Origin of the sequence: Wenyingzhuangia marina (genome assembly GCF_900130035.1) — a bacterium.
Lineage (GTDB): Bacteria > Bacteroidota > Bacteroidia > Flavobacteriales > Flavobacteriaceae > Wenyingzhuangia > Wenyingzhuangia marina.
In genome coordinates, this window is record NZ_FQXQ01000001.1 from 40081 (window position 1) to 65240 (window position 25160).

Annotated in this window: 22 protein-coding genes; 15 read left to right on the forward strand and 7 right to left on the reverse strand. The window is 30.7% G+C overall.

The genetic code is table 11. The annotated features are described in order from the left end of the window. Window positions 1–7: 7 nt before the first annotated feature. The 7 genes from BUB70_RS00175 to BUB70_RS00205 all read left to right on the forward strand — a co-directional run bounded on the left by BUB70_RS00175 (window position 8) and on the right by BUB70_RS00205 (window position 5451). Entirely contained in the window at window positions 8–586 is a 579-nt protein-coding gene (locus BUB70_RS00175) for a LemA family protein (RefSeq protein WP_073117674.1), read from the forward strand. A 2-nt stretch (window positions 587–588) separates the two neighbouring features. Further along, entirely contained in the window at window positions 589–1026 is a 438-nt protein-coding gene (locus BUB70_RS00180; protein ID WP_073117675.1) for a TPM domain-containing protein, read from the forward strand. Between the two features lie 5 nt (window positions 1027–1031). Beyond that, entirely contained in the window at window positions 1032–1742 is a 711-nt protein-coding gene (locus BUB70_RS00185) for a Bax inhibitor-1/YccA family protein (protein ID WP_073117676.1), read from the forward strand. 6 nt (window positions 1743–1748) lie between these two features. Continuing rightward, window positions 1749–2555, forward strand: a complete 807-nt coding sequence (locus BUB70_RS00190) for a TPM domain-containing protein (RefSeq protein ID WP_073117677.1) — start codon at window positions 1749–1751, stop codon at window positions 2553–2555. 183 nt (window positions 2556–2738) lie between these two features. Beyond that, window positions 2739–4403, forward strand: a complete 1665-nt coding sequence (locus BUB70_RS00195) for a sensor histidine kinase (RefSeq protein ID WP_073117678.1) — start codon at window positions 2739–2741, stop codon at window positions 4401–4403. After that, a complete protein-coding gene (locus BUB70_RS00200) occupies window positions 4396–5025 on the forward strand; it encodes a response regulator (RefSeq protein ID WP_073117679.1) in 630 nt (209 codons plus the stop codon). The genes BUB70_RS00195 and BUB70_RS00200 overlap by 8 nt, the downstream gene beginning before the upstream one ends. Before the next feature lie 132 nt (window positions 5026–5157). After that, a complete protein-coding gene (locus tag BUB70_RS00205; RefSeq protein ID WP_073118530.1) occupies window positions 5158–5451 on the forward strand; it encodes a hypothetical protein in 294 nt (97 codons plus the stop codon). Between the two features lie 95 nt (window positions 5452–5546). On the opposite strand, the gene BUB70_RS00210 is transcribed toward BUB70_RS00205, so the two are convergent. After that, window positions 5547–5837 (reverse strand): rhodanese-like domain-containing protein, encoded by a 291-nt coding sequence (locus tag BUB70_RS00210; RefSeq protein WP_073118531.1) that lies wholly within the window; start codon window positions 5835–5837, stop codon window positions 5547–5549. A gap of 213 nt (window positions 5838–6050) precedes the next feature. On the opposite strand from BUB70_RS00210, the gene BUB70_RS00215 reads away from it, so the two are divergent. The 4 genes from BUB70_RS00215 (at window position 6051) to BUB70_RS00230 (ending at window position 9410) form a co-directional block, all read left to right on the forward strand. After that, entirely contained in the window at window positions 6051–7154 is a 1104-nt protein-coding gene (locus BUB70_RS00215) for a PAS domain-containing sensor histidine kinase (RefSeq protein WP_073117680.1), read from the forward strand. 44 nt (window positions 7155–7198) lie between these two features. Beyond that, on the forward strand, window positions 7199–8056 hold the full coding sequence (locus BUB70_RS00220; RefSeq protein WP_229742997.1) for an AraC family transcriptional regulator: 858 nt from the start codon (window positions 7199–7201) through the stop codon (window positions 8054–8056). A gap of 103 nt (window positions 8057–8159) precedes the next feature. Beyond that, window positions 8160–8873 carry a pirin family protein gene (locus BUB70_RS00225; protein ID WP_073117681.1) on the forward strand — a complete coding sequence of 238 codons (714 nt, stop codon included), beginning with the start codon at window positions 8160–8162 and terminating at the stop codon, window positions 8871–8873. A gap of 18 nt (window positions 8874–8891) precedes the next feature. Further along, window positions 8892–9410: a YceI family protein gene (locus tag BUB70_RS00230; RefSeq protein WP_073117682.1), complete on the forward strand. Its 519-nt coding sequence runs from the start codon at window positions 8892–8894 to the stop codon at window positions 9408–9410. 72 nt (window positions 9411–9482) lie between these two features. On the opposite strand, the gene BUB70_RS00235 is transcribed toward BUB70_RS00230, so the two are convergent. After that, window positions 9483–9986 (reverse strand): DUF6702 family protein, encoded by a 504-nt coding sequence (locus tag BUB70_RS00235; protein WP_143155207.1) that lies wholly within the window; start codon window positions 9984–9986, stop codon window positions 9483–9485. Window positions 9987–9991: 5 nt separating this feature from the next. Next, on the reverse strand, window positions 9992–10576 hold the full coding sequence (locus tag BUB70_RS00240; RefSeq protein WP_073117684.1) for a HupE/UreJ family protein: 585 nt from the start codon (window positions 10574–10576) through the stop codon (window positions 9992–9994). A gap of 101 nt (window positions 10577–10677) precedes the next feature. Between BUB70_RS00240 and BUB70_RS00245 the strand changes: the two genes are divergently transcribed. The 4 genes from BUB70_RS00245 (at window position 10678) to BUB70_RS00260 (ending at window position 17704) form a co-directional block, all read left to right on the forward strand. Next, a complete protein-coding gene (locus BUB70_RS00245; RefSeq protein ID WP_073117685.1) occupies window positions 10678–11817 on the forward strand; it encodes a hypothetical protein in 1140 nt (379 codons plus the stop codon). 171 nt (window positions 11818–11988) lie between these two features. Continuing rightward, complete coding sequence (locus tag BUB70_RS00250) at window positions 11989–13293, forward strand: rhamnogalacturonan acetylesterase (RefSeq protein ID WP_073117686.1); 1305 nt, start codon at window positions 11989–11991, stop codon at window positions 13291–13293. A 43-nt stretch (window positions 13294–13336) separates the two neighbouring features. Beyond that, window positions 13337–16168 (forward strand): glycoside hydrolase family 2 protein, encoded by a 2832-nt coding sequence (locus BUB70_RS00255; protein ID WP_073118534.1) that lies wholly within the window; start codon window positions 13337–13339, stop codon window positions 16166–16168. Window positions 16169–16183: 15 nt separating this feature from the next. Beyond that, the gene (locus BUB70_RS00260; RefSeq protein WP_073117687.1) at window positions 16184–17704 is read left to right on the forward strand and encodes a rhamnogalacturonan acetylesterase; all 1521 of its coding nucleotides are present in this window, start codon (window positions 16184–16186) and stop codon (window positions 17702–17704) included. Between the two features lie 70 nt (window positions 17705–17774). On the opposite strand, the gene BUB70_RS00265 is transcribed toward BUB70_RS00260, so the two are convergent. From BUB70_RS00265 to BUB70_RS00280, 4 genes are all read right to left on the reverse strand, one after another. Beyond that, window positions 17775–18458 (reverse strand): SGNH/GDSL hydrolase family protein, encoded by a 684-nt coding sequence (locus tag BUB70_RS00265; protein WP_073117688.1) that lies wholly within the window; start codon window positions 18456–18458, stop codon window positions 17775–17777. 247 nt (window positions 18459–18705) lie between these two features. Further along, complete coding sequence (locus BUB70_RS00270; RefSeq protein ID WP_073118536.1) at window positions 18706–20448, reverse strand: RagB/SusD family nutrient uptake outer membrane protein; 1743 nt, start codon at window positions 20446–20448, stop codon at window positions 18706–18708. Between the two features lie 20 nt (window positions 20449–20468). Further along, complete coding sequence (locus tag BUB70_RS00275) at window positions 20469–23624, reverse strand: SusC/RagA family TonB-linked outer membrane protein (RefSeq protein WP_229742998.1); 3156 nt, start codon at window positions 23622–23624, stop codon at window positions 20469–20471. A 20-nt stretch (window positions 23625–23644) separates the two neighbouring features. Beyond that, entirely contained in the window at window positions 23645–25138 is a 1494-nt protein-coding gene (locus BUB70_RS00280) for a fasciclin domain-containing protein (protein ID WP_084730120.1), read from the reverse strand. Window positions 25139–25160 lie beyond the last annotated feature (22 nt).

The window sequence follows — 25160 nt, forward strand, 5'->3', positions numbered from 1 at the left end:
TTAGAGCATGAAAAAAATTGTAAAATATTTAGTGATCTGTGTCGCTGCAATCTCTTTGAGTTCTTGCGGATACAATAGTATGGTTAGCGCTCAAGAAGCAGCTACAGGACAATGGGCAAACGTAGAAAGTTCTTACCAACGTAGAGCTGATTTAATTCCAAATTTAGTGGCAACAGTTAAAGGATATGCAAGTCATGAGGAAGAGACCTTGACCAGTGTTATTGAAGCAAGAGCCAAAGCAACATCTGTAACCATTGATGCTAATAACTTATCGGCTGCAAACATTGCAAAATACCAAGAAGCACAACAAGGATTAAGTGGTGCTTTAAATAAATTAATGGTTGTCTCGGAAAGATATCCAGATTTAAAAGCAAGTCAACAATTTATTGGTTTGCAATCTCAGTTAGAAGGAACTGAAAACAGAATTAACGTAGAGCGTAACCGTTTTAACAACATGGTGATTAGCTACAATACTATGATTAGAAAGTTTCCTAAAAACATTACCGCAAATCTTTTTGGATTTGACAAAATGGAATACTTTAAAGCAGATCCAGCAGCTAGTAAAGCTCCTGAAGTAAAATTTTAAAAATGAGTAAAACCAAACCGTTTTTTACCGAAACCGAAGAACAACAAATTGTCACTGCCATTCAGAAAGCAGAAAAAAACACCTCTGGTGAAATTAGAGTTCATATAGAACCTACTTTTGAAGGAGATGCTATGGATAGAGCTATTGCTGTTTTTAACGATCTAAAAATGTTTGAAACAGAAGCTAGAAATGGTGTTTTGTTTTATGTAGCTACAGAGGCCAAACAATTTGTAATTTTAGGAGATGATGGTATAAACGAAGTTGTACCCGATTTATTTTGGGAAACCACCAAAGACAAAGTTATTAATCAATTTAAACAAGGACAATTTGCTCAAGGACTAATCGATGGTATTGAAGAGGCGGGTAATCAATTAAAAACCTACTTTAAATACCAAAGTGACGACACCAACGAATTGTCAGACGAAATATCAAAAGGATAATTATTATGAACCCATTTTCTATTGACAGCAGCTCGGTTAAAGAAGCTGCATTTATGAACAAAGTATATGCTTGGATGAGTGGAGCTTTGTTAATTACTGCATTTGTATCGTGGTGGGCAGCCACTACTCCTGCATTTTTTCAACTTTTTTACGGTATTACCCCTGAAGGAAGAATGTCTCCCAATATGTTATTTTTTGGAATAATAATAGCAGAGTTAGGTTTGGTAGTATGGCTGTCTGCTAGAATTCAACAAATGACAGCAGAAAGAGCTAGTTTATTATTTGTATTGTATTCAATTTTGAATGGTATAACCATGTCGTTTATTTTTATGATTTACACCTCTAGCTCAATTGCCTCTACATTTTTTATTACGGCAGGTACTTTTGGAGCCATGAGTTTATATGGATACACTACTAAAAAAGATTTAACAAGCTGGGGAAATCTACTATTTATGGCTTTAATAGGTGTTATTATTGCCACAGTAGTTAATATGTTTTTACAATCTGCAGCTTTATACTGGATTTTAAACTATGTAGGAGTTGCGGTATTTGTAGGCTTAACCGCTTATGATACTCAAAAAATTAAAAAAATGGCCAACCATTTAGATTCTGAAGAGAATGCTAAAAAAGGAGCTGTTATGGGAGCTTTAACGCTTTATTTAGATTTCATCAACCTATTTTTATACTTACTACGTTTGTTTGGAGATAGAAAATAAAATTATATGTTAAAACACATCACAAAGCTAGTCCTGGGACTGGCTTTTTTTTCAACAGTACTTACGCAAGCACAAGAACCTTTAGCGAAAAAAGAAACTACTTTTAAAGGAGTTTATGATTATGCTAAGATTTTATCAAGTCAAGAGGCACAGGCATTATCACAAAAATTAATTCGTTACAGCGATACTACTTCTACACAAATAGTAATTGCTACCATTGAAAGTTTAAACGGAAATGATATTGCCATGCTGGCAACAGAAAAAGCCCATGACTGGGGAGTTGGTCAAAAAGGTAAAGACAATGGTGTTTTTATTTTAATTGCTCCCAACGAAAGAAAAATTCATATTGCTACTGGTTATGGTGTTGAGCATTTACTTACAGACTATTTAAGTAAGCAAATTATAGATGATATTATTACGCCTAATTTTAAAAAACAACAATATTACAATGGCTTAAACCAAGCTACGGATGTTATTATTAAAATATTGGCTGGAGAATACAAAGCGGATAAACAAAAATCTACAAAAAACAGAAAAGGGAGCATTATTGTCCTAATTCTTATTGTAGGAGCTGTACTCTTTTTTATGAGTAGAGGAAATAATTCTGGCAAAGGAAACGGAGGTTCTAATAACCGAGGTGGTGGATTAGATTCTTCTGACATTTTTACTGCTATCTTATTAGGTAGTTTAGGAAGCAGTAGAGGTTACCGAGGAGGATCTTCTGGTGGCTTTGGAGGCGGTGGAGGTTTTTCTGGCGGTGGTGGCTTCGGAGGCGGAGGCTTCGGAGGTGGTGGAGCCAGCGGAGGTTGGTAATATCAAACATCAAAAAAGCATTAATTTAAAAGCTCTTTAACCTAAAAGTTAAAGAGCCTTTTAAATTATACAACACATTTTAACTTGTAAAATTCCTAAGTTTTGAACAAAGGGATTCTTTGGTAAATATTAAATTTACGTACATTCGTAAAGTTGTTTATTTACCTTACAATACATTCAATAATGAACATTAGAACTTGGATTATCATCATTATAAATTCACTACTTTTTGTAGTTGTAATTTCTTTATCCACATCATTTTACAATCAGTTTGAAAAGACTTTAGATGAGAAAATTTTATCTCAACTTAGTTCTATTGAACGATTAAAAAGAGTTCAAATTGAAAAATATTTAGATTCTGAATGGTATCATTTTACTGAAATACAAGAGGATTCCTTACATAATATTGACCTTAGTGATTTAAAAAAACTTCCTTTTTCTATAGACAAAACAGGGATGTATGATTTTACATCTATTTCTAAAAACGGAACTTTAACCATTGGATTTGTAAAAATAAAAAATGGTGCTATTACTAGTTTAAAAATCATTCCTGGTGATAATATTCAACAAATTTTATTAGAAAGAACTGGAATGGGTAAAAGTGGTGAAACCTATTTAGTTGGACCTGATTCTAAATTAAGATCTGCTTCTAGATTTTTTCCAAACAAAGCTCCTTATCATATTGAAGCGAATACTAAAAGTGTTAAAAATGCCTTTAATAATATTTTAAAAAATGGAATTTACAAAGATTATAGAAATATTCCTGTTTATAGCGCTTATCATCGCATTGATATTTCTAATATCCACTGGGCTATTTTATCCGAAATGGATGTGGCAGAAGTAATGTTACCATTACAAGATATGAAAATGAAATTGTTATTTATTGCATGTTCTATTCTTATTATTGCGCTATTACTTGGAATTTATTTCACTCAATTTATATCAAGACCTTTAAAAACCATGGAAACTCAATTGTTGGCCATGACAGAAGGAAATTACAATGTTAGTATTGGTAAAAAAACTCACTTTAAAGAAATCAATGATATTTTAAAAGCCTTAAATTCTTTAAAAGAATCTTTAACCAGAGCCATTACTTTTTCTCAAGAAGTTGGTGAAATGAAATTGGACAGCACGTATAAGCCAAAATCTGATGCAGATGTCCTTGGTAATTCACTAGTTAAAATGAAAGATAAATTAGTAGAGTATCAAACCAAAGTAGCACAAGCAAATACCAATAAAAAGAGAATTTTAATTGAAGGACAAGAAACAGAAAGAAAAAGATTGGCTCAAGAGTTACATGATGGTATTGGTCCATTATTAACCAGTCTTAGGTTTTTTGTAGAGAACATGAAGATTGATGTTGAGGAAAAAGAAAAAATGAAATCTTTAATTGATCATACGATTGCTGAAATTAGAAGAATGACCTATGCTTTAATGCCTCCTTCTTTGATTGATTTTGGGGTTGGAGAAACTCTAAAAACATTTGTAAAACTAATTAAGAACACAACCAATATTGATATAGATTTTAACAATTCTATTAAAACAAAACACTCTAAGATAAACACCAATATTGCTATTTCTATTTTTAGAATTAGTCAAGAATTAATCAATAACAGTGTAAAACATGCAAATGCAGAAAAAATTAGAATTTCTATCACTGAATTTGATGATTACCTATCTATTTTCTATTTTGATGACGGTATTGGTTACAATACAGAAACCGTTAACTTAGGCTCTGGTATTATAAATATAAAAGAAAGAGTAGAAATTCTAAATGGTTCTATAAGTTTTGAATGCGAACCACAAAATTCTAATGTAGAAATTGAAATTCCGTTGACTCATGAATAAAATCAATCTTATTGTTGCAGACGATCATCAATTGTTTAGAGATGGATTAACTGCTTTGTTAAACAAACACGACTTTTTAAATGTATTAACCAATGTAGAAGATGGTTTAGAATTGATTAATGTATTAAAAGAAGGAATGATTCCTGATATTATTCTGTTAGATCTTTCTATGCCAAACATGAATGGATTTGAAGTTTTAAAAACATTAAGAAAGAAATATAAAGACATTAAAGCCATCGCTATTTCTATGCATGATGACGGTAATTACATTGCCAAATGTGCACAAAATGGTGCCTATGGTTATTTACTAAAAAACACCGATGAAGAAGAAGTTTTAGACGCTATAAAACAAGTATACAACGGGCATAAATACTACAATCAAGAATTGTCTAAAAAAATGATTGACAGTATGGCTGAAGTAAAAAGCATTAAAAAACTGACTAAAAAAGAGTCCGAAATTTTAGAATTATTATCAAAAGGATTAACAACCAAAGAAATAGCATCAAAATTATACATCAGTACAAGAACAGTAGAAACTCATAGATCTAATATGCTTAAAAAACTAGAAGTTAAAAACACTGTTGAATTAATTAACAAGGCCAGTAGTTTAAACCTTATATAACAAAAAGTAAGTATAAACACGTATATATTTACACGTATAAACACCATAAAAAAATACCGCTTTTCTCATATTTCAAAATCCTTAATTTGCTTGTATTTTTATCATAGATAAATCATTAAAATGATAGTGTTTATGAAGAATTTAGTATGGATTTTAGCAGTTATGATTGGTAGTAGTGTATACGCTCAAAAACAAAATGAATTGAAAGGACCAGAGGCTAAAAACTACAAGCCTTGGAAGTACGAAACTGAAGCTACAGTTGTTGTAAATAAAAGTTCTAAAAAAGATTTAAAAGGACCTGAAGCTAAAAACTTTAAGCCTTGGAAAAATGAAAAAAGTTCCGAGACAATAGCAATTGTTACAGATAACAAAAGAAGAAAACTTCAAGGACCAGAGGCAAAAAATTACAAACCTTGGAGAGATTAGTATTTTTTTTTATAATTAGTAAACGTTAGTTTAGTTCGCTAAAAAGCTCTTTGATTTTATGTCAAAGAGCTTTTTTTATATATAACCGTTATTTTTTATTTAACATATTGATCTACGTTTTCCCAAGGACCTCCATTAATAATATCTATACCGTGTTGCTTTAAAAAATCTGTAGCTTGTTGGCTTCTTGCCCCACTCCTACACACAGCAATTACAGGTTTTGCATAATCTTTAACAATATTTACTTTTCCTGGTAAAGTTTGTAATACAATGTGTTCTGAACCTGGCACATGTCCTTCTGCATACTCCTCATCAGTTCTTACATCTAACACTACTGCTCCTCCTTTTAAATATTCTTGAATTTTTTCGTTATCAAATTGGCTCATTTTCTTATTATTTTTAATTCTATAAACAAATTTAACAATTGTTTTAGTATAAACACCATGTAATTCCATACATTACAAGTAGATTTGCACATCATACATATATATAACGATCAATCTTATCAAAATAATTAGTAACTTATGTTATTATTTATTCATACATAAAAAAATATCTTTTTGTGTATAAATTGTTTCAGTAATTAATATTTACCATGAATGGATAGTAGTCAAGACATATCTTTATTCAAATTAAAATCTAAACAAGATTTTAATCTTGAACGCTTTTTCAACATCACTCCAGATATTCTCTGCATTGCAACTTATGATGGATACTTAAAGAAAGTGAATCCTGCTTTTTCTAATTTATTAGGCTATAGCACGGAAGAAATGATGCAACATCCTGTAACTAATTTTGTACATCCTGAAGACAGAAAAAAAACTTTAAAATTCAGAAAAAGTCTTAGTGAAAAAGATCCTATACTAAACTTTGAAAATAGATATTTAACTAAAAATGGAAATGTTGTATGGCTGTCTTGGACATCTATATCAGAACCTGAAGACGAATTGATATATGCTGTAGCAAAAGACATTACACATATTAAAGAATTAGAAGAAAAAAGAAATTCTTTACTGATAGAACTTACGAGATTAAATACTGAGTTGAAACAATTTGCTTACACAACTTCACATGATTTAAGATCTCCCATAGACAATATTATTTCTTTGTTTGGCTTGATGAACTTTCCTAAAATTGAAGACAAACAAACTCTTAAATACATTGAAGTTTTTTACACTTCTGTTTTGAATTTAAAACAGACTTTAAACAAGCATATAGAAACTTTAAATACAGAGAAAAAAATTAACATAGATTTACAAAAACTAAACCTAAACAACACCTTAAATATTGTTAAAGAATCTATTAGTGAATCTATAAAAAACTCGAAAGCAAAATTACTTGTTGATTTTTCAGAAGTTCCTAGCATTACTTTTAGTTCATTTTATTTACAAAGCATCTTTTTAAATCTCCTCTCAAATGCTATTAAATATGCCGATATTGAGAGAAAACCTATCATATCTATTACTTCTAAAAAAGTAAAAGGTAGAACACAAATTATTTTTTCTGATAACGGTATTGGTTTTGACATGGACAAAGTAAAGGGAGATATTTTTAAATTACATCAAACCTTTCATAACCATCATGATAGTAAAGGAATTGGATTATTTTTAGTCAAAAGTCACATAGAAAGTTTAGGTGGTACAATTGAAGTAGAAAGTAAAGTAAATATAGGAACTACTTTTATCTTAACTTTTAAAGAATAAAATGCTACGCTTTTCCATATATTTATACAACTAATTGTTCTCATTTGGATCACGTAAAAACATATAAACAAGTAAATAAAGAAGATGAACACTTAAGTTTTGGGATTTCCAAAATGGAAGATATTTACATCAAAAGAAACGGAGAACCAGACACACCACACAGACATAATTATTATACAGTCATTATAACCAACAAAGCTAGTGGTAAACATTACATAGATTTTAACGAGTTTTCCTTAGAGTCCAACCAAGTTTATTTTGTTGCTCCAGGCCAGGTTCATCAAATTATAGAAACTTCACAATCTTATGGCTATGCTTTGGTTTTTTCAAATCAATTTTTAATAGAGAATAATATTCCACTTTCTTTCATAGAAGATTTAAATCTTTTTAACGACTTTGGATCAAGTCCTCCTTTGATTTTAACTGATGACATTCATCAAAAAATAAATATTTATTTAGAGGAAATTTTCAACAAATACAATTCGCAATTAGATTATAAAAATGAGGCCATTGGTTCTTTGCTAAAGTTAATTTTAATAGAGTGTAATAATACCTGTTCTTTACCACCTCATTTTTACGAAAGTATAGATTCTACTATGCGTAAGTTTAAAAACTTAATCAATCAGCATTACAAAAAATGGCATGCTACTACAGATTATGCCAATCAGCTAAATATTACTCCAGATCATTTAAACAGATTGGTAAAAACACAAACAGGAAAAACAGCAAAAGAACACATTCAAAGTAGAATTATAGTAGCTGCAAAACGTTTGATCTATTTTACGGATCTATCTAACAAAGAAATCGGTTTTGAATTGGGTTTCTCTGAACCAGCTCATTTCAGTGCATTTTTTAAACATCAAGTAGGTATTTCTCCTTCAAAATTCAAGGAAAATCATTAAATATCGGATTTTCATAAGTCCTTCCCGTTTTTTTACATCTCTTAAACTATATAGTTTCTAGATCTTTGTGATATCAAATTACAAGAGTTAAAAACATATAGTTATGAATACTATCTTACATAAATCTGGTACAAGAGGACATGCCAACCATGGTTGGTTAAACTCATACCATACTTTCAGTTTTGCAAATTATCGCAATCCAGAAAGAATGAATTTTGGAGTGCTCAGGGTCTTAAATGATGATCATGTAGCCAAAGGAATGGGATTTGGAACACATCCACATGACAATATGGAAATTATTTCTATTCCTTTAGAAGGTGACTTAGAACACAAAGATAGCATTGGAAACACTACTGTTATTAAAGAAGGTGATGTACAAGTAATGAGTGCTGGAACTGGGGTTTTTCATAGCGAATACAACAAAAGCAAAGAAAAAGATGTCAAGTTTTTACAAATATGGGTTTTCCCAAACAAACAACAAGTAACGCCACGTTACGATCAAATATCTACCAAAGATTTAGAAAAAGTAAATGAATTTTATCAAATACTTTCTCCAAATAAAAACGATAAAGGAGTTTGGTTGCATCAAGATGCTTGGTTTAGTATTGGAAAATTTAATAAACACACGAGTACCGAATATACAATACACAAACAAAAAAATGGTGTTTATTTTTTTGTGTTAGAAGGAACTGCCAATATTGAAGGACAAGAACTTGAAACAAGAGATGGTTTTGGAATATGGAATACCAAGGTCATTAAAATAAAGGCTGCAAAAAGTGCCAAAATATTATTAATGGAAGTACCAATGAATATTTAATCATAAAAAAAAAGTAAAATGGAAAAATTAACAAAATGGGCTATTGACCCAACACATTCAGAAGTTGCATTTAAAGTAAAACACATGATGATCTCAACAGTTACAGGTCATTTTGAAAATTTTAGTGCTAATTTAGAAACAGAAAATGAAGATTTTAAAGGAGCTAGTTTTGATTTTACAGCTCAAATAGATTCTATCAATACAAAAAATAAAGACAGAGATGCTCACTTAAAATCTGATGATTTTTTTAACGCAGAATCATATCCTGAAATGACTTTTAAATCTAAATCTTTTGACGGAGAAACATTAATTGGTGACTTAACTATTAGAGACATTACCAAAGAAATTTCTCTAGCTGTAGAGCTTAACGGAGTTGCTGTAGACCCTTATGGACAAACTAAAGCTGGTTTTGAAATTGTTGGAGAAATTAATAGAAAAGATTTTAACCTTACATGGAGTGCAGTTACAGAAGCTGGAAGTGTGGTGGTTTCTGACAAAGTAAAACTTGTAATTGATGCCCAATTTATTAAACAATAATTGGCATACAAACATAAAAAACGGTGTTAGCAAAAATGTTATCACCGTTTTTTATTTAAATAATATTTTAGTCTAAATTCTTTCGGTTCTTACAGGCACCCCCGCAAAGAATCTAAAAATTTGTTTTTTTTCTCCATCTACGTAAAAATGTAAAATATTTGATTGCTTATCAAAAGAAGAAAACAACAATGTGTTCTTAACAGTAACAATATCAATTTTTTGATTCTTATCTAATTCTCCATTAAAAACCACTTGACAAACATTATCTTCAGTTTTATGAATTGAAATTAAAGTTAAGTTTACCAACATCTCATTAAGTTCAATATTTAAATTACTTAAAACATAACTTTCAATGGTTTCTTGCATTTGACTATTTGGAGTTTTATAGTCAAATGGAGGTTGCGGATACATTTTGATTAATTCACTTTCAAAATCATCAATAAAAAAATTCAGAGTGAGTTCACAGATATTTTCTTTAGTATTTATATTCAGTTTACCCGTCGTCATTTTTATGGCATGAGCCCATAAACTACAAGTGGTAAAAAAAAACAAAAATGTAATAAGAATCTTTTTCAAAACTTTTATATAAAATGTTTAAGAATCATGGTAAGTGCAATCCCTCCTCCTGCTCCAGAAATAACTAAATTCCAATCTCTGTGCTTCACAGAAAAGATAGTGGTTAAAATAACATTAATTAACAACAAACAAGCCACAATAACCAATTGCCCAAATTCTATTCCAACATTAAAAGAAAACAAAGGAAAAATAATAGATTCATCATCTATTCCCATCATCATAGATCGAAAAAAATTTGAAAACCCCATTCCATGTATAAATCCAAAAAACAGAGCTAATAAATAATTGAACTGAATTCCTCCTTTAGCAGTATCAGTCTTTTTTACAATATTGTAAATAGCCGTTAATAATATGGTTACTGGTATTAAAGTTTCTACCAATTGTTGGTTCACAGAAATAAGTTTCAATCCAGAAAGCGCTAAAGTTACCGTATGCCCAATGGTAAATGCAGTTACCAAAACAAGAATTTGTTTCCATTGCTTTATTTTATACACAGCACAAAGTGTAATAATAAAGGCCATGTGGTCTATTCCTTCTAAATCTGTAATATGATTTACTCCTTGTTTTAAATAAAAGACAAATCCATCCATTTAATTACGAATATTTTAATTAATTTGGCGGGCAAATTACTCTTTTTTTACCCCAAAAAAAACTCTATTTCAATTTATAAATCTAAACGATTATATCAAAAATGAAAAACGCCATTATTGGAATCATGTTTTTTCTATGCATTAACAATATTTATGCTCACCGAGAAAAAACATATTATTTACTAGGAAAAGTTGGGGAAACAGAACTTGCCATTAAAATAGATGAATACGGAAATGACTGCATTGCAAGTTACTTTACACAAAGCGATTTATACAATCATTTACTAGAAGGAATTATTCTAGAAAACGGCCAAATTAATTTGATATCAAAATATTGGGATCCTATATCAAAACAAAATATTACCAAAGACTCTGTACAATTAATTGAAAAAGAAAAAAACTTTTGGACAGGAACATGGACTTATGAAAATAAAGAAAAAGTTACTTTTACCTTAAAACCAATTGATATTAAAGAACTAGATCACCCTTTTACAGAAGTGATTAACCAGTACGAAATAGATCCTTTTACTGCATACAGAACAAAAGACGTTAAGTTTAAAAAAGATAAAAAAGAAAAAATATCAAAAGGAGCTCGTATTCGAAAAATGACAGACCCCGTAACTGGAATTTCTTTTTTTAGAATTATAAATAGTCGTAAATATAAAATTCAGGCTGATAGTATTAATAACAAATTAATTGCCATCCACTTAAGAATGATTGATGCAAAGTATTCTTGTGTATATGCCGGAAACAAAGGTGAGTATTCGGTTGATTATAAAGTTACTTTTTTAAACCCCAACTTTATTAGTTTTACAACCAATACAAATAGATCTTGCTATGGCTCTAAAGGAAGTAACGCTGTAGAGTACCATACATTTAAATTGATTGATGGAATAGCACCAAAACTAGAAGATTTATTTTGGTTTGGTGAACAACCTCAACCTAAATTGTCTACTGGAGAATACAAATGGATGCAATACCGATATAAAGTTTTTGGACCTAAGATATTAGAAATTTTAACAAGTCTTTATCCTGAAAAAATAAACGATATAGAAACTAAACAATGTAATTACAACAGCATTAAAGCTTGGCAATTTCCTCTATGGAAACTAACTAGTAAAGGGCTTTATTTAGAAAGTAAAACGCTAACTAATAAAAAATGTAATGAAACTCCTTGGTCAATTATTCCATTTGAAGCATTAAAAGATTTTACAAACCCTAGCTACAATTTTTCTAAATAAACTATTTAGTTTTACGATATAAAGATTGAAATGGTAATAAAAACAGGAGTCTTATGTTCCTGTTTTATTACTATATTTAACATAAGATTCTGGTAAAAAAGACTTTAAAATAGCATCATAGTACAGGATAGATTTTTACAACATTAACACTAGTTTGCTAAAAAAACTTTAATGAAATATTTTAAACATCTTTTTAGTGCCTTTTTATGTTTTTTTCTATTGAATGCTAACGCACAACAAAAAGATCAAAGCCAAGAATTCTATTTTGGTAAAAAAATCAAATCAAATTCTGGAACAATAATTAGTAAACCTATTACCTACAATGAGAAAAAAGGTTATGGATTCGATTATCAATCTTCTGAAAAAGTTAAGTTTGAAAAACAAAACATCTCAGGAAACACCTCTATTTACTTTTCTGTAAAACTCCCTGAAGGAAACTACACTATTGACGTGGTTTTAGGAGGAAAAAAAAGTGCTACTACTTCTGTAAAAGCAGAATCTAGGAGACTGATGCTAAAAGAAGTTAAAACAGATAAAAAAGAATCTATTCGTAAATCATTTACTGTAAATGTTAGAACTCCTAAAATAGACAAACATTCTAATATTTCCATTAAAGCTCGTAACAAAGGCCAATTAAATTGGGACAATAAATTAACCTTAGAGTTTTCTGGACAACCTGCTATTCAAAGCATAAAAATTACTCCAGCTTCTAATGTTATCAATGTGTTTTTAGCTGGAGATTCAACAGTTACAGACCAAGATATGGAGCCATGGGCTTCTTGGGGACAGTTTATTACCAATTATTTTACGTCTGATGTAGTATTTGCTAATTATGCAGAATCTGGAGCTTCTTTACCTTCATTTAAAGGAGGTAGAAGATTAAAGAAAATTCTTGGTTTAATGCAACCTGGTGATTATATCTTTATTGAATTTGGTCACAATGATGAAAAAATAAAAGGAGAAGGGAATGGTGCTTGGGGACTTTACACCAATTTATTAAAAGAATATATTACCCAAGCTAGAGAAAAAGGTGGAATACCTATATTGTGTACTCCAACACAAAGAAGAGCGTTTAACAGTGATGGTACTTTAAAACCTACGCATGGAGATTATCCAGCTGCGATGAGAAAAGTAGCTGATAAATTAAAAGTTCCTTTGATTGACATTACCAAAATGACTACCAAAATGTACGAAGCTTGGGGAGATGAACCTTCTAGAAAAGCGTTTGTACAATATCCTGCAAATACTTTTCCTAGACAAACAAAAGCTTTAGAAGACAATACTCATTTTAACAGTTTTGGAGCCAATGAAATTGCAAAATCTGTAGTCTTAGGCATTCAAGAATTAAATTTAGGACTTGTTAAATACATCAAGCCCAATACACCTAAATACAACCCTGAATATCCAAATCAATTAAATGATTGGACCGTACCAATGAGCACAAGATTTGAAATAGAAACACCTGATGGTAATTAATAATTATATGACTTTTAATAAAACAAAAACAAAGCAGATAGCTATGCTATTTACTTTTGCATTACTTTATTGTATCAATGCTGTAGCCCAAAAATCAGAAAAAATATATTTATCTGGTAAAGATTTTAAAAACCCTGTAAAATGGGAGTTTATGTGTACTGATGGACACAATAGTAACAAGTGGACAACGATTGATGTTCCTTCAAACTGGGAATTACAAGGTTTTGGAACTTATACTTATGGTAGATGGTACAAAGAGTTAAATCAAAAAGAGCCAAGTAAAGAAGAAGGTTTTTATAAATATAAATTCAATATTCCTGCAAATTACAAAGGTAAAAATGTAACCATTGTTTTTGCGGGTGCTATGACCGATACCGAAGTAAAAATCAACGGAAAATCTGCTGGTGATATTCATCAAGGAGGTTTTTATGAATTTAAATATGACATTACATCTTTGTTAAACTACGGTGCTGAAAATCTTTTAGAAGTACATGTTTCTAAACACTCTAACAACAACACTGTAAACAATGCAGAACGTAAAACAGACTGGTGGTTATTTGGTGGAATTTACAGACCAGTTTGGTTAACAGTTTCTCCAAATTCACACATCAAACACGTAGCGGTTGATGCTCAAATGGATGGTTCCTTAACTGCTGATTTAGAATTAGTAAACATTCCTAAAAATAGTACTATTGAAGCAACTATCAATCCTATAGGAGGTGATGAAAAATTCCCTGCTATTACGTTACCTATCAACAGTAAAGAAGATTTACAAACCATTAAAGCTAAATGGGACAATGTAAAAACATGGGATCCTGAATCTCCTAATTTATACACGTTAAGTTTATCTCTTAAAAACAACGGAAAAACACTTCATACTTCTAAAACCAAAATCGGATTTAGAACCATAAAATTCCTTAAAAAGGATGGTATTTACGTAAACGGTAAAAAAATCATTATGAAAGGAATTAACAGACACACCATTTGGCCAGAATCTGGAAGAAGTACCGATAAAATCATTAGTGTTTTAGATGTAAACTTAATTAAAGACATGAATATGAATGCCGTTAGAGGTCACTACCCTCCTGACACACATTTTTTAGAAGCTTGTGACTCTTTAGGTTTATTTGTGCTAAATGAAGTTGCGGGTTGGCAAAACGGATATGATACCAAAACGGGAACTAAAATTATTAAAGAAACGGTTCAGAGAGATGTCAATCATCCATCTGTAATTATTTGGGATCACGGAAATGAAGGAGGATGGAACTACGAAATTGATCACGTTTTCCACCAATACGATCCACAAAATAGAATTGTAATTCACCCATGGTCTGATTTTGATGGTTGGGACACACACCACTATCCTACTTATTTAACAGGAATGCACAGATTTAACAATGGTGAAAATGTGTTTTTCCCTACTGAATTTATGCACGGAACCTATGACAACGGTATTGGAGCTGGTTTAGAAGATTTTTGGAATAGATACAAACAAAGTCCATTATTTGCTGGTGGATTTATGTGGGCTATGTTAGATGAAGCTGTTTTACGTACAGATTGGACTGGAGAACAAAAATTTGATTCAAAAGGAAACCTTGCTGCCGATGGTGTTTTAGGGCCACATAGGGAAAAAGAAGGTAGTTTCTTTACCGTAAAAGAAGTTTGGTCTCCAATTCAGTTTCAACCAAAACAAGTAACCTCTATGTTTGACGGTTCTTTTATGGTGAGTAACGAATACATTTATACAAACCTTGATGAGTGCAAACTTGAATATCGTGTGTTAAAAACTAGTGATGATGTTATTTATAATAATGATAAAGCTGTGATTACTGCTTCTAACACTATTAATTCAGGAAGCATTGAACCAGGAGAAACTAGAAAAATTAAGTTTGATTTACCTGATGATTTTTTTGAAGGAGATTGGTTAGAAATTACTGCAAATGATAAATTTGGTAGAGAAATTTATACATGGTCATGGCCAATACACAAAGCTCCTTATTTTGCTAATAAATTCATCAAAACAGAAAAAGAAAGAAAAAAGGTAAAAGTATCTCAATCTGAAAATGAAGTTACTTTAACTAGTAAAAAAGTGACATTGAAATTAGATACCAAAACTGGTAAAATCATCAGTATTAAAAATGAAAAAGGAGATGTTCCTTTTAACAATGGACCTCGTCCTGTAGGAATGAAATTTAAAGTTGATAAAGTAACTACTAAACAATACAAAGATTCTGCGGTTTGTTATATTAAATATGCTGGAGGTTTAGACAATATTACTTGGACCATGTACAACGATGGTAGAATTAAAATGGATGCTTTAATGTTAAAATACGCTGGTAGAAGTAGTGGTTTCGACGATGCTTTTATTCAAGGATCTATTAGTGAATTTGGACTTACTTTTGATTTTCCAGAAGAAGGTGTAACATCTATAAAATGGATTGGAAACGGACCTTACCATGTTTGGAAAAACAGAATTAAAGGAACCACTATGGGACTTTGGGAAAAAGACTACAATCAAACAATTACTGGAGAAAGTTTTGAGAACTTAGTATATCCTGAGTTTAAAGGATATCATGCCAATATGATTGCTGCAAATCTTAAAACAAAAAACGGAGATGTTCAATTTTTTAGCGAATCTGATAAATTATTTTTAAGATTATTTACGCCAGATTTACCTAAAAAAGCCATTTCAAAAGTATTCCCACAACCTAGATTTCCAGAAGGAAACATTTCTTTTATGTATGAAATTCCTGGAATGAGAGCTTTTAAAAATTTAAGTGATCAAGGTCCAGAAAGTCAACCAACAAATATCAGAATCAAGAGTGGTGATCATGGTATTCCAATGACTTTATGGTTTGATTTTAGAAATAATTAACGATATAAATACAACATGAAAAAATTATTAACAATACTTTGTTTATCAGCTTTATTTACAAATTGTAAATCAACAGAAAAAACAACAGAAATAAAAAACAGTAAACCCACTGTTTATACTGTAGGAGACTCTACCGTAAAAAACGGCAAAGGAGATGGATATAACGGTCTTTGGGGATGGGGTGATTTTATTGGTCAATACCTAGATAAAACCAAAGTTAATGTTGAAAATCATGCCTTAGGAGGAACCAGTAGTAGAACTTTTCAAGCTTTAGGTTTGTGGGATGCTGTAGAATCAAAACTCAAAAAAGGAGATTATGTTTTAATTCAATTTGGACACAATGACAATGGTCCTCTAAACGACAATAAAAGAGCAAGAGGAACCATTAAAGGAATTGCTGATGAGTCTGAAAAGATTGTGAACATGATTACTGGTAAACACGAAACTGTTCACTCATATGGATGGTACATTACCAAAGTAGTTGAAGAGACCAAAGCAAAAGGAGCCATTCCAATTATTATGTCTCCAATTCCAAGAAACGATTGGAAAGATGGTAAAATGCCAAGAAATAATGAATCTTACGGTTTATGGGCAAAACAAGTAGCTGAAAAAACTGGAACTCAATTTATTGAATTGAACGACAATATGGCTTCTCAACTAGAAAAACTGGGAGAAAGTAATGTAACAGGAACTTATTTTTACAAAAGAGATCATACGCATACTTCTGCGAAAGGAGCAGCATTAGCAGCTTCTATTATTGTAGATCAATTAAAAAAGACTGATAATTCTATCAAACAATATTTTCTTGAAAACCCAATCATCAAACTTCCTGAAAAAACGGACATTTATTTAATTGGAGACTCTACAATGGCATCTAGCAGTAATCCTAACACCATTGGTTGGGGAGTTGCTTTTCCTAGTTTGTTAGACACTACCAGAGTAAATGTTTACAACAAAGCAAGAGGTGGTAGAAGTACAAGAACTTTTGAATACGAAGGTTTGTGGGAAGCAGCCAAAAAGCAATTTAAAGCTGGTGATTATGTTTTTATTCAATTTGGACATAATGATGCCGGTAACATTAATAAAAAGAAATACAGAGGTTCTTTAAAAGGAATGGGTAATGAAACTCAAGAAGTAAATAGAGATAGTCTTGTAGAAGTTGTACACACTTATGGTTGGTATCTAAAACACATGATTCGTGAGGTAAAAGCAAAAGGAGCTATTCCAATTGTATTGAGCCTAACACCAAGAAACGAATGGCCTAACGGAAAGGTAGAAAGAAGAAATGATAGCTATGTAGGATGGGCTAAACAAGCTGCTGAAGCTGAAGGTGCTTATTACATTGATTTACACAATTTGGTTGCTGAAGGCTATGAGGATTTAGGAAAAGAAAAAGTTAAAGAATTCTTCCCTCAAGACCATACTCATACCAATATCAAAGGAGCTACTTTTATTGCTACTACTGTAGCCAACTACCTTAAAAACAATAAAGAAATTGGATTACGATTTTTTATCAATAGTTTTTATGAGAAATAACAACTGCTAAATATTATAAAAAAAGCTCTAACCTTTTGGTTAGAGCTTTTTTTATATAAATATTGAAAATCTATTGATGAATATAAGTTGCTACTTGTTTATTAATTTGTTCCATTCCTTTTATGGAAGGATGTCCTGATTTTTTATCGATATCTTTCAATTCAATACAATCAACATCATAATGTTTACAAATGGTTTTCACGGATTCATTGATTTCTTCTTTTAATTCTGTGTTTAAAATAAAATAAACTTCAACATTTGGATATCTATTTGTAATATAATCTAACATATAAGCCATCGCTGGGCGGAAACTATATAAATCTTTAGTATCCCAATTATTATATTGATATTCTCCTATTGGAGCACCAGCCCAAGCATCATTTGTAGCTCCAAAAATTAATATCATATCAGGCGAACCCAAATTTTTCATACGAGTAATAAAAGAACAAAAAGTATAATCTTCTTTATTATAACCTGTATTACAAATAGTAGAACCAGAAAAAGAATTATTCATTTCTAGTTTATAATTATTCTCCGACACAAATTTATGCCACCATGTTTGGTTTACACTAATTACATCTGTATTATTTGATGGGTTCTCGAAGTACCAAACCCTATTCTCACTAGGTTGTACATGTTCATCAAAAGTTGAGTAAGAATCTCCTAAAATAGAAACAGATTTTAAGCTTTGAGCAAAACAAAAATTACCAATCCCAATGGTAATTAATAAAAGGGTTTTAAATTGTAACTTCATTATTTTCGTGTGGTTTCATTATAGATTCTAAAGTTAATGTTTTACTTCAAAACATCCTAAGCTGAAGTTACTCTGGGAAAAGTAATTGTAGCAAAATACGAATAGAACAAATAAATGTTTATTGAACATACTTGTTATTTATATATAAAGTTAGACAGGCATATAGTAACTAAAGTTTAATACCACTCAAAAAAAAGGTTTTAAAAGTAGACACTTTTAAAACCTTTTTTTTGAATAGTTTAAATTATTATTTCCAATTAAAAGGTAAATACCAATTATCTGGATTCATAAGTTTTGTACGGACTGAACCTGCATTAGGGTTTCCATCTTTAGATAACTTATTATAAATTTTATCTGCTAAAAAAGTAGGATCATTACGTCTTAAGGCGATACGTAATAAATCTTCCCAACGGTTTCCTTCGTATGCTAATTCTAAAGCAGACTCCATAATAATATTGTCTTCTAAAGAAATTAAAGGATCACCTATGATTGGTGCTCTTTCAACATAAGCCCTACGACGAATACCATCATTTCTATGCCAATCACCTCTATAATATGGAAAATCTCCTTGTCTAGCATCAAAATCATAAGGAAATGGTAAATCTGTTTTTTCTTCATTCGTTACATCTACTGCTCCTGTTGTATATTCAGACTGAATACCAACATTTAATAAAGCATCAGCTATTCTTTGTTGACCATCTCTGTTTGCTGCTTCAGCAAAACGTAAATGTAATTTTGCTGCACGATACAAAAACCAATTTCCACCTGTTTCAAACATATCTATAGGTAACTGGTTTTCACCAAGGTAATTATATAAATATTTCATAATTACTGGTTGATCGTTAATCATGTTATATGTAAATTTTTTTCCTCTTGCATCATAACTAAATCCATTTAATTGCTTTTGATCATCCCAATAATCAATAGCCGCCTGAGAAGGCTTTATTAAATAACTACCACTAGGTGAAAAAATATCTATAAAAGGATTTCTAGGAGCAAAACTTGCATCAAAAGGTAAAGACCAAATCCATTCGGTATTCCATAATTCATCTCTTTCTCTAGAAAACATTGAACGCCAACCATCATCATTACTATTAATTAGCGAATTAATATCTTGCTCTCTATACCTTAAATATCCTACGGCCAAAGTTACCTGATTAGGGAAATTAGCTCTAATTCTATATATATCATAACGATCATTTATATCTGCAGCCCCATCCGCAGTTGACATTACTTCCTTATAATTAGAAGCTGCCTTTAGATAATTTCCTTGCCACAAATATAAATCTCCTAATAAACATTTTTTGTTAATAAAGAACTTTGCTGTATTATAACCATCAACATCAATTACTAGACTACTAGAGTTGCTATAGGGATCTGTATAAGGCAATTCTTCTTCTACAAACTCTATTAAATCACTTAATAAATCATTAAAAGACAACTTAGCATCTTCTTTAAGATCCTTAATATCATCAACATTTTCAATTGGCTCTGTTACATAAGGAACATTCCCATAATGAATTCCTAATTGTAAGTATAACCAACTACGTAAACAACCAATATCTGAATAACGTTCATTGTACTCACCTGAAGACATTGTCTTCTCATTTTTCATGATTTCAAAATTCTTAAGAGCATCATTACATAAATTAATAAGCTCATAAAACTCTCTAGGATTTGCATAAGGATTATCATCACTAACTGAGTGTTCACTTAATTCTTTTATAAACCTAGTTGCATTTTCTGTTGGACTAGCCAAATCGGCTCTTAGTTCATTTAATAACACATGTTTTTCAGCAAGTTGCATGAACTTACCGTATATCCCCACAATTGCAGCATCAGCATCATATATATTGTTATATACTTGCTTATTATTTAATTTATCTTGTGGATCAATATTAATAGAGTCACTGCAAGAACTCAAACAAAGAGCAGCAGTCAAAACTCCTATAATATATTTTCTTCTAGTATTTTTGATCATTGTTTTCATTTTTGTAAAATTTAAAATCATTATAGTCCTATACGCAATCCTAATTGGACAGTTCTAAACTGAGGCATCAAACCAACATCAGTACCTTGACCATAAATAGAGGATGTAGCACTAAACTCAGGATCAAAACCTAAATAATCAGTTATTGTAAATAAATTATTTGCACTTGCATATAATTTTAAGTATCTCAGAAGACTAGATTTTACATTAAAGTCGTATGAAACCATAACAGTCTTAAGTCTTAAATAAGACCCATCTTCAATCCATCTACTAGAAAATTCTGAATTTCCTAAAGGATCTCCCCAAGTAGCCTTAGGAATAGATGTTTCTTGACCTTCAGCCATCCATCTATTTTGAACAGCTAAACTTTGATTTTCATAACCACTCATTTTCTCTAAATTATTACGAACACTATTATAAATATCGTTTCCTAAAGAAAAATTCAACAATCCTGATACAGTAATTCTTTTGTATGTAAAGTTTGCACTCACACTTCCTGTTAAATCTGGGTTAGGGTTACCAATTACTCTACGATCTTTATCATCAATTATTTTATCACCATTTAAATCTTCAAATATAACATCTCCTCCTCCAAAAGGGATTAATGTACCATCTGCAGTCCTTCTAGATAATCCTGCACCTGAAGCTTCAGACGTAGAGCTATATACTCCATTTGCTTTTAAACCATAGAATAAGTTAGCATCTTGTCCTTCTGCAGTAATATAGGTAGCCCCACCAAATTCATTAAGAATATTATCACCTGGAAGACTCAATACTTTATTTTTATATCTAGCTAAATTTAAACCTACATCAAACTTAATATCTTTTGACTGTATCAATCTAGTATTTAAACTTAATTCATAACCATTGGTTTTCATACTTCCTCCATTTGCAACAATATAATCTAAACCTGTAATTGTATTTGTTGATTGATATGTAATCATGTCAGTTGTTTTATTCTCATAAAAATCCAATGAAGCATTTACTCTTTCATTAAACAAAGACATATCAAGACCTACATTAAACTTACGAACTTGTTCCCATTTTAAATCTGGATTTCCAATATTACTTAGTACCAAACCTTGAACTCCTAGTAAATTTTGAGAAACATATAATTCTTGAGATGTATAGTTTCCAATATCATCATTACCACTTAGACCATAGCTTGAACGAATTTTTAATAAGTTAATGGTACTCATATCTTTCATAAAATTCTCAGATGAAATCAACCATCCAGCTCCAATAGTACCTAGTAATGACGAGTTAGTATTGTTACCAAAACGACTAGATTTATCAATTGAAGAATTTAAAGTAAAGTAATATTTGTTAGCAATGTTATAATTAAAAACACCATATAAATTATACCAATTCCATTCTCCGATTCCTCCTCCAATTACTCTTAAAGAATTATCACCCGCACCAATAGTGGTAAAATCATCTGTAGCAGAATTGTAACCCAATCCTAAATCATTTTCTGATTTGTTTATTTGACTTCTAAAACCTGCACGTAAATGAATGTTATTAACTCCTCCTAATGTTTCTTTAAAATTCAAGTATATATCCGTATAACTTGACTTGTATTCTTGTACTTCACTACCACTTCTATTGGTTCCAATAGCTGTTGGTAAAATTACATTTGCTGTACCAAAGTTGGGTACAAAGAATTTTTCTCTCTCTTTACTATAAGTCATCCCTAATAAGATGTTCGCTGTAAGAGAATTGCTAATTTTATATTTAGCATCTAAATTTCCATAAAAACGGTAATTCTTATTAAATGCATATCCATATTTATTAATTGCATTTGGGTTACCACTGTCAAAAATATCTGTATCTGTTAAATTTGGAGACTCTTTACCGTTCTCATCATATTCATAAATTCCAATTAAAGGAGATTTTGTTAAAGCCAAATACATCGGGCTTAATTTATATGCTTGTCCTTGATGGTTTTGAGTTTCTTCATTGTATGCAAATGAAATATTTGATAGAATACTTAATTTTTCAGTCAAACGTAAATCTGCATTTAACCTTGTATTATATCTACTTAAATCAGTCCCTTGAGTAATTCCTTGATTTTTTAAATATCCAACAGACAATCCATATTTAGCAATATTATCTCCTCCTTTTATCTTTAAAAAATAACTAGTATTTTCTGTTGATTTAAAAACTTGATCTTGCCAATTTGTATTATTATGATATCTATAATATGATAACGATTGAGGATCGTCATTCATCCAAGGTAATTGAGAAATTTGTTGTTGACTATCACCTCTAGTCGCAACTAATTGAGACATATAAGTTCTATAGGCGTTTGAATCCATTACAGGTAATATAGATGGGGCTTGATTTACCCCTCCTTGAATTGCAAAATCAATTTTTGTAGTTGATTCTGTAGCTCTAGTTGTAGTAATAAGAATAACTCCATTAGCTCCTTTGGTACCATATAAAGATGATCCATCTTTTATTACAGTTACATCTTCAATGTCTTTTACATCTAACATCGTTAAAGGAGATGAAGTATTATTTTGGATAATCCCAGAACCATAATCATCATCTTCATAAATCATTCCATCAATAATAATTAATGGTTTGTTAGTAGCGTATAAAGAATTGAATCCTCTAATTGTTAAATATGATCCAGCTCCAGGAACACCCGAGTTACCAACGCTGTTTAAACCAGCAACTCTACCTTGAATAAAATTCTCAACAGACTGATTTGTTGTTATCCCCCATTGATCTTTCTCAAAATCTACGACAGTTGCTGATTGTATATTTTCATATTGTAAAACTTTTTTACCAGGTGTATTGGCTTCTTGGAAATTTTGAGAATAATTTTCTTCATAAAGACTAATTTCAAGTCCTTCATTTCTCGAATTTACTGGGTAAACTTTTGCTTGGTATCCTTCTCCTTTTACAGATAGTAAACTATTTAAGTTAGGAACTTTAATTGTGAAAGTTCCATCTTCATTAGATATAGCTGATGAAAAATTCTCTACAGATATACTTATCCCTGCAAGTCCATTTCCTGTAGCAGCATCTTTAACCAATCCTTTAATTAAAGTACCGTTTTTGGTTTCTGAATTAACAGTGTTATTGTCTACTTGTGCATATAAATTAGTGTTGATCCCTCCGAAAAACAATGCACATGCTAGACTTGTTAGTTTAAATATTTTGAGCATAATAGTTAGTTTATAAGACATTATTTAATTACTGGAACTAATTTTAGATAATCTAATGTTATAGTATTATTACCATTAGTTCCATTGTTTGCAGCTATTAATGATACTAAAGTTTGGCCACCTGGAGCTATAAAAAGTTCAAAACCACCAACTTCAACCTCATTATAAATATTAGGAGCTACATCAACATAAGGTGTTTCTGCCCATTCATCAACGATAGATCTCTCACCTTGATCATTAACCGCTAAAGCTCCTCCAAAACTTAATTTTTGCTGAAAAGTATTTGTTTGAATATCATTTATGGCTCTCCAATAAACTTTATACTCTGTTGTATATAAATCATTAGCAGTATAAACAACCCTTAATTGAGGAATCCCATGATTTTGCATCATAAAATCTATAAAAGGTTCACCTGTTAAATCTTCTTTCTCTCTTGTATATAAGCTCGAACGAGGATATTGTTGTAATACATATGACCTATTTTCACCTTCAATAATTGTAGGTACTAATCGTTTTGTTAAAGGAATATCCATGCTACTCATCACATAGACCACACCATTACTTAAATCAATCTGTTCAACAATCTTACTTTGATCAATTGGTACTTCTACTTCAAACTGAGAAGTTAAAAAACTTGGTAATTTTTGTTGATCAATTGCTTTATAAAAAGCCAAATCTCTTACGTTAAAATAACTTGCATATATAGCAGTAGAATCTACAGTACCTTTTATTAAATATGGCTCTAATTTAGCTACTTCTGCATCAAAGGCAGCATCTTCTAATAAGAAGAATGTATATTTATTTTTCTCATTATTTAAGTTAAAAACATTTTTTAAATAGGAATTGCTTAGTGAATCCGAAAAAACACCTGTTAATGGTGCAATATTAGCAATACTATCTGTTGCTTTTGCTATACTATCTGCCCTGTGATAAATATTAAATTCATCTAAACTTAATAAGTAATCAGCCATTTTATTAGTTCCTTCTAAACTTTTAATATATTCCCAAATATTTTTTCTTGGGATAATAGCCTTATCGATGATATGTAACAATCCATTTGATGCATATTGATCTGCTTTTAAAACCCCAGAGTCATTAATAACCGTTCCATTTTCCAAAAAGTCAAAATACTTATTAGATAACATTTGGACATTTACAGTATCCATTTCACTAACCGTAGAAAAAGCTGTTAATGCAATATGATTCTGAACAAACAATGTTTTACTTTCTTTATCTGAAAGTAAATTAGGATCTACCTGACCAATTGCTTCATTTGTTGGAGCCCATACAGTAAAAGTTTTAGAACTAGATAATATTTTATCCATTCCTGTTTCTTTCAACAATTTACTAAACTCACTTGTTTCTGAAGTCATACTGATACGCTCAGTAAGATTATCTGACAAGTTTTTATCTTTTATTTCGCTTCTGTCATCCCATGGGTCAGAACAGGAAACGGCTGTTAGAATGGCCATACCCGCAAATATGGCCTTTGAAAATTTATTTATTGATATCATCCTTAATAGAATAAGTTAATTT

What these genes read in the sequence shown, in the direction of transcription:
- BUB70_RS00270 (WP_073118536.1), bottom strand. Translation starts at nt 20,448, where the DNA reads ATGAAAACAATGATCAAAAATACTAGAAGAAAATATATTATAGGAGTT.
- BUB70_RS00180 (WP_073117675.1), top strand. Translation starts at nt 589, where the DNA reads ATGAGTAAAACCAAACCGTTTTTTACCGAAACCGAAGAACAACAAATT.
- BUB70_RS00260 (WP_073117687.1), top strand. Translation starts at nt 16,184, where the DNA reads ATGAAAAAATTATTAACAATACTTTGTTTATCAGCTTTATTTACAAAT.
- BUB70_RS00245 (WP_073117685.1), top strand. Translation starts at nt 10,678, where the DNA reads ATGAAAAACGCCATTATTGGAATCATGTTTTTTCTATGCATTAACAAT.
- BUB70_RS00240 (WP_073117684.1), bottom strand. Translation starts at nt 10,576, where the DNA reads ATGGATGGATTTGTCTTTTATTTAAAACAAGGAGTAAATCATATTACA.
- BUB70_RS00175 (WP_073117674.1), top strand. Translation starts at nt 8, where the DNA reads ATGAAAAAAATTGTAAAATATTTAGTGATCTGTGTCGCTGCAATCTCT.
- BUB70_RS00205 (WP_073118530.1), top strand. Translation starts at nt 5,158, where the DNA reads ATGAAGAATTTAGTATGGATTTTAGCAGTTATGATTGGTAGTAGTGTA.
- BUB70_RS00275 (WP_229742998.1), bottom strand. Translation starts at nt 23,624, where the DNA reads ATGCTCAAAATATTTAAACTAACAAGTCTAGCATGTGCATTGTTTTTC.
- BUB70_RS00210 (WP_073118531.1), bottom strand. Translation starts at nt 5,837, where the DNA reads ATGAGCCAATTTGATAACGAAAAAATTCAAGAATATTTAAAAGGAGGA.
- BUB70_RS00280 (WP_084730120.1), bottom strand. Translation starts at nt 25,138, where the DNA reads ATGATATCAATAAATAAATTTTCAAAGGCCATATTTGCGGGTATGGCC.
- BUB70_RS00200 (WP_073117679.1), top strand. Translation starts at nt 4,396, where the DNA reads ATGAATAAAATCAATCTTATTGTTGCAGACGATCATCAATTGTTTAGA.
- BUB70_RS00250 (WP_073117686.1), top strand. Translation starts at nt 11,989, where the DNA reads ATGAAATATTTTAAACATCTTTTTAGTGCCTTTTTATGTTTTTTTCTA.
- BUB70_RS00185 (WP_073117676.1), top strand. Translation starts at nt 1,032, where the DNA reads ATGAACCCATTTTCTATTGACAGCAGCTCGGTTAAAGAAGCTGCATTT.
- BUB70_RS00190 (WP_073117677.1), top strand. Translation starts at nt 1,749, where the DNA reads ATGTTAAAACACATCACAAAGCTAGTCCTGGGACTGGCTTTTTTTTCA.
- BUB70_RS00215 (WP_073117680.1), top strand. Translation starts at nt 6,051, where the DNA reads ATGGATAGTAGTCAAGACATATCTTTATTCAAATTAAAATCTAAACAA.
- BUB70_RS00230 (WP_073117682.1), top strand. Translation starts at nt 8,892, where the DNA reads ATGGAAAAATTAACAAAATGGGCTATTGACCCAACACATTCAGAAGTT.
- BUB70_RS00195 (WP_073117678.1), top strand. Translation starts at nt 2,739, where the DNA reads ATGAACATTAGAACTTGGATTATCATCATTATAAATTCACTACTTTTT.
- BUB70_RS00255 (WP_073118534.1), top strand. Translation starts at nt 13,337, where the DNA reads ATGCTATTTACTTTTGCATTACTTTATTGTATCAATGCTGTAGCCCAA.
- BUB70_RS00265 (WP_073117688.1), bottom strand. Translation starts at nt 18,458, where the DNA reads ATGAAGTTACAATTTAAAACCCTTTTATTAATTACCATTGGGATTGGT.
- BUB70_RS00225 (WP_073117681.1), top strand. Translation starts at nt 8,160, where the DNA reads ATGAATACTATCTTACATAAATCTGGTACAAGAGGACATGCCAACCAT.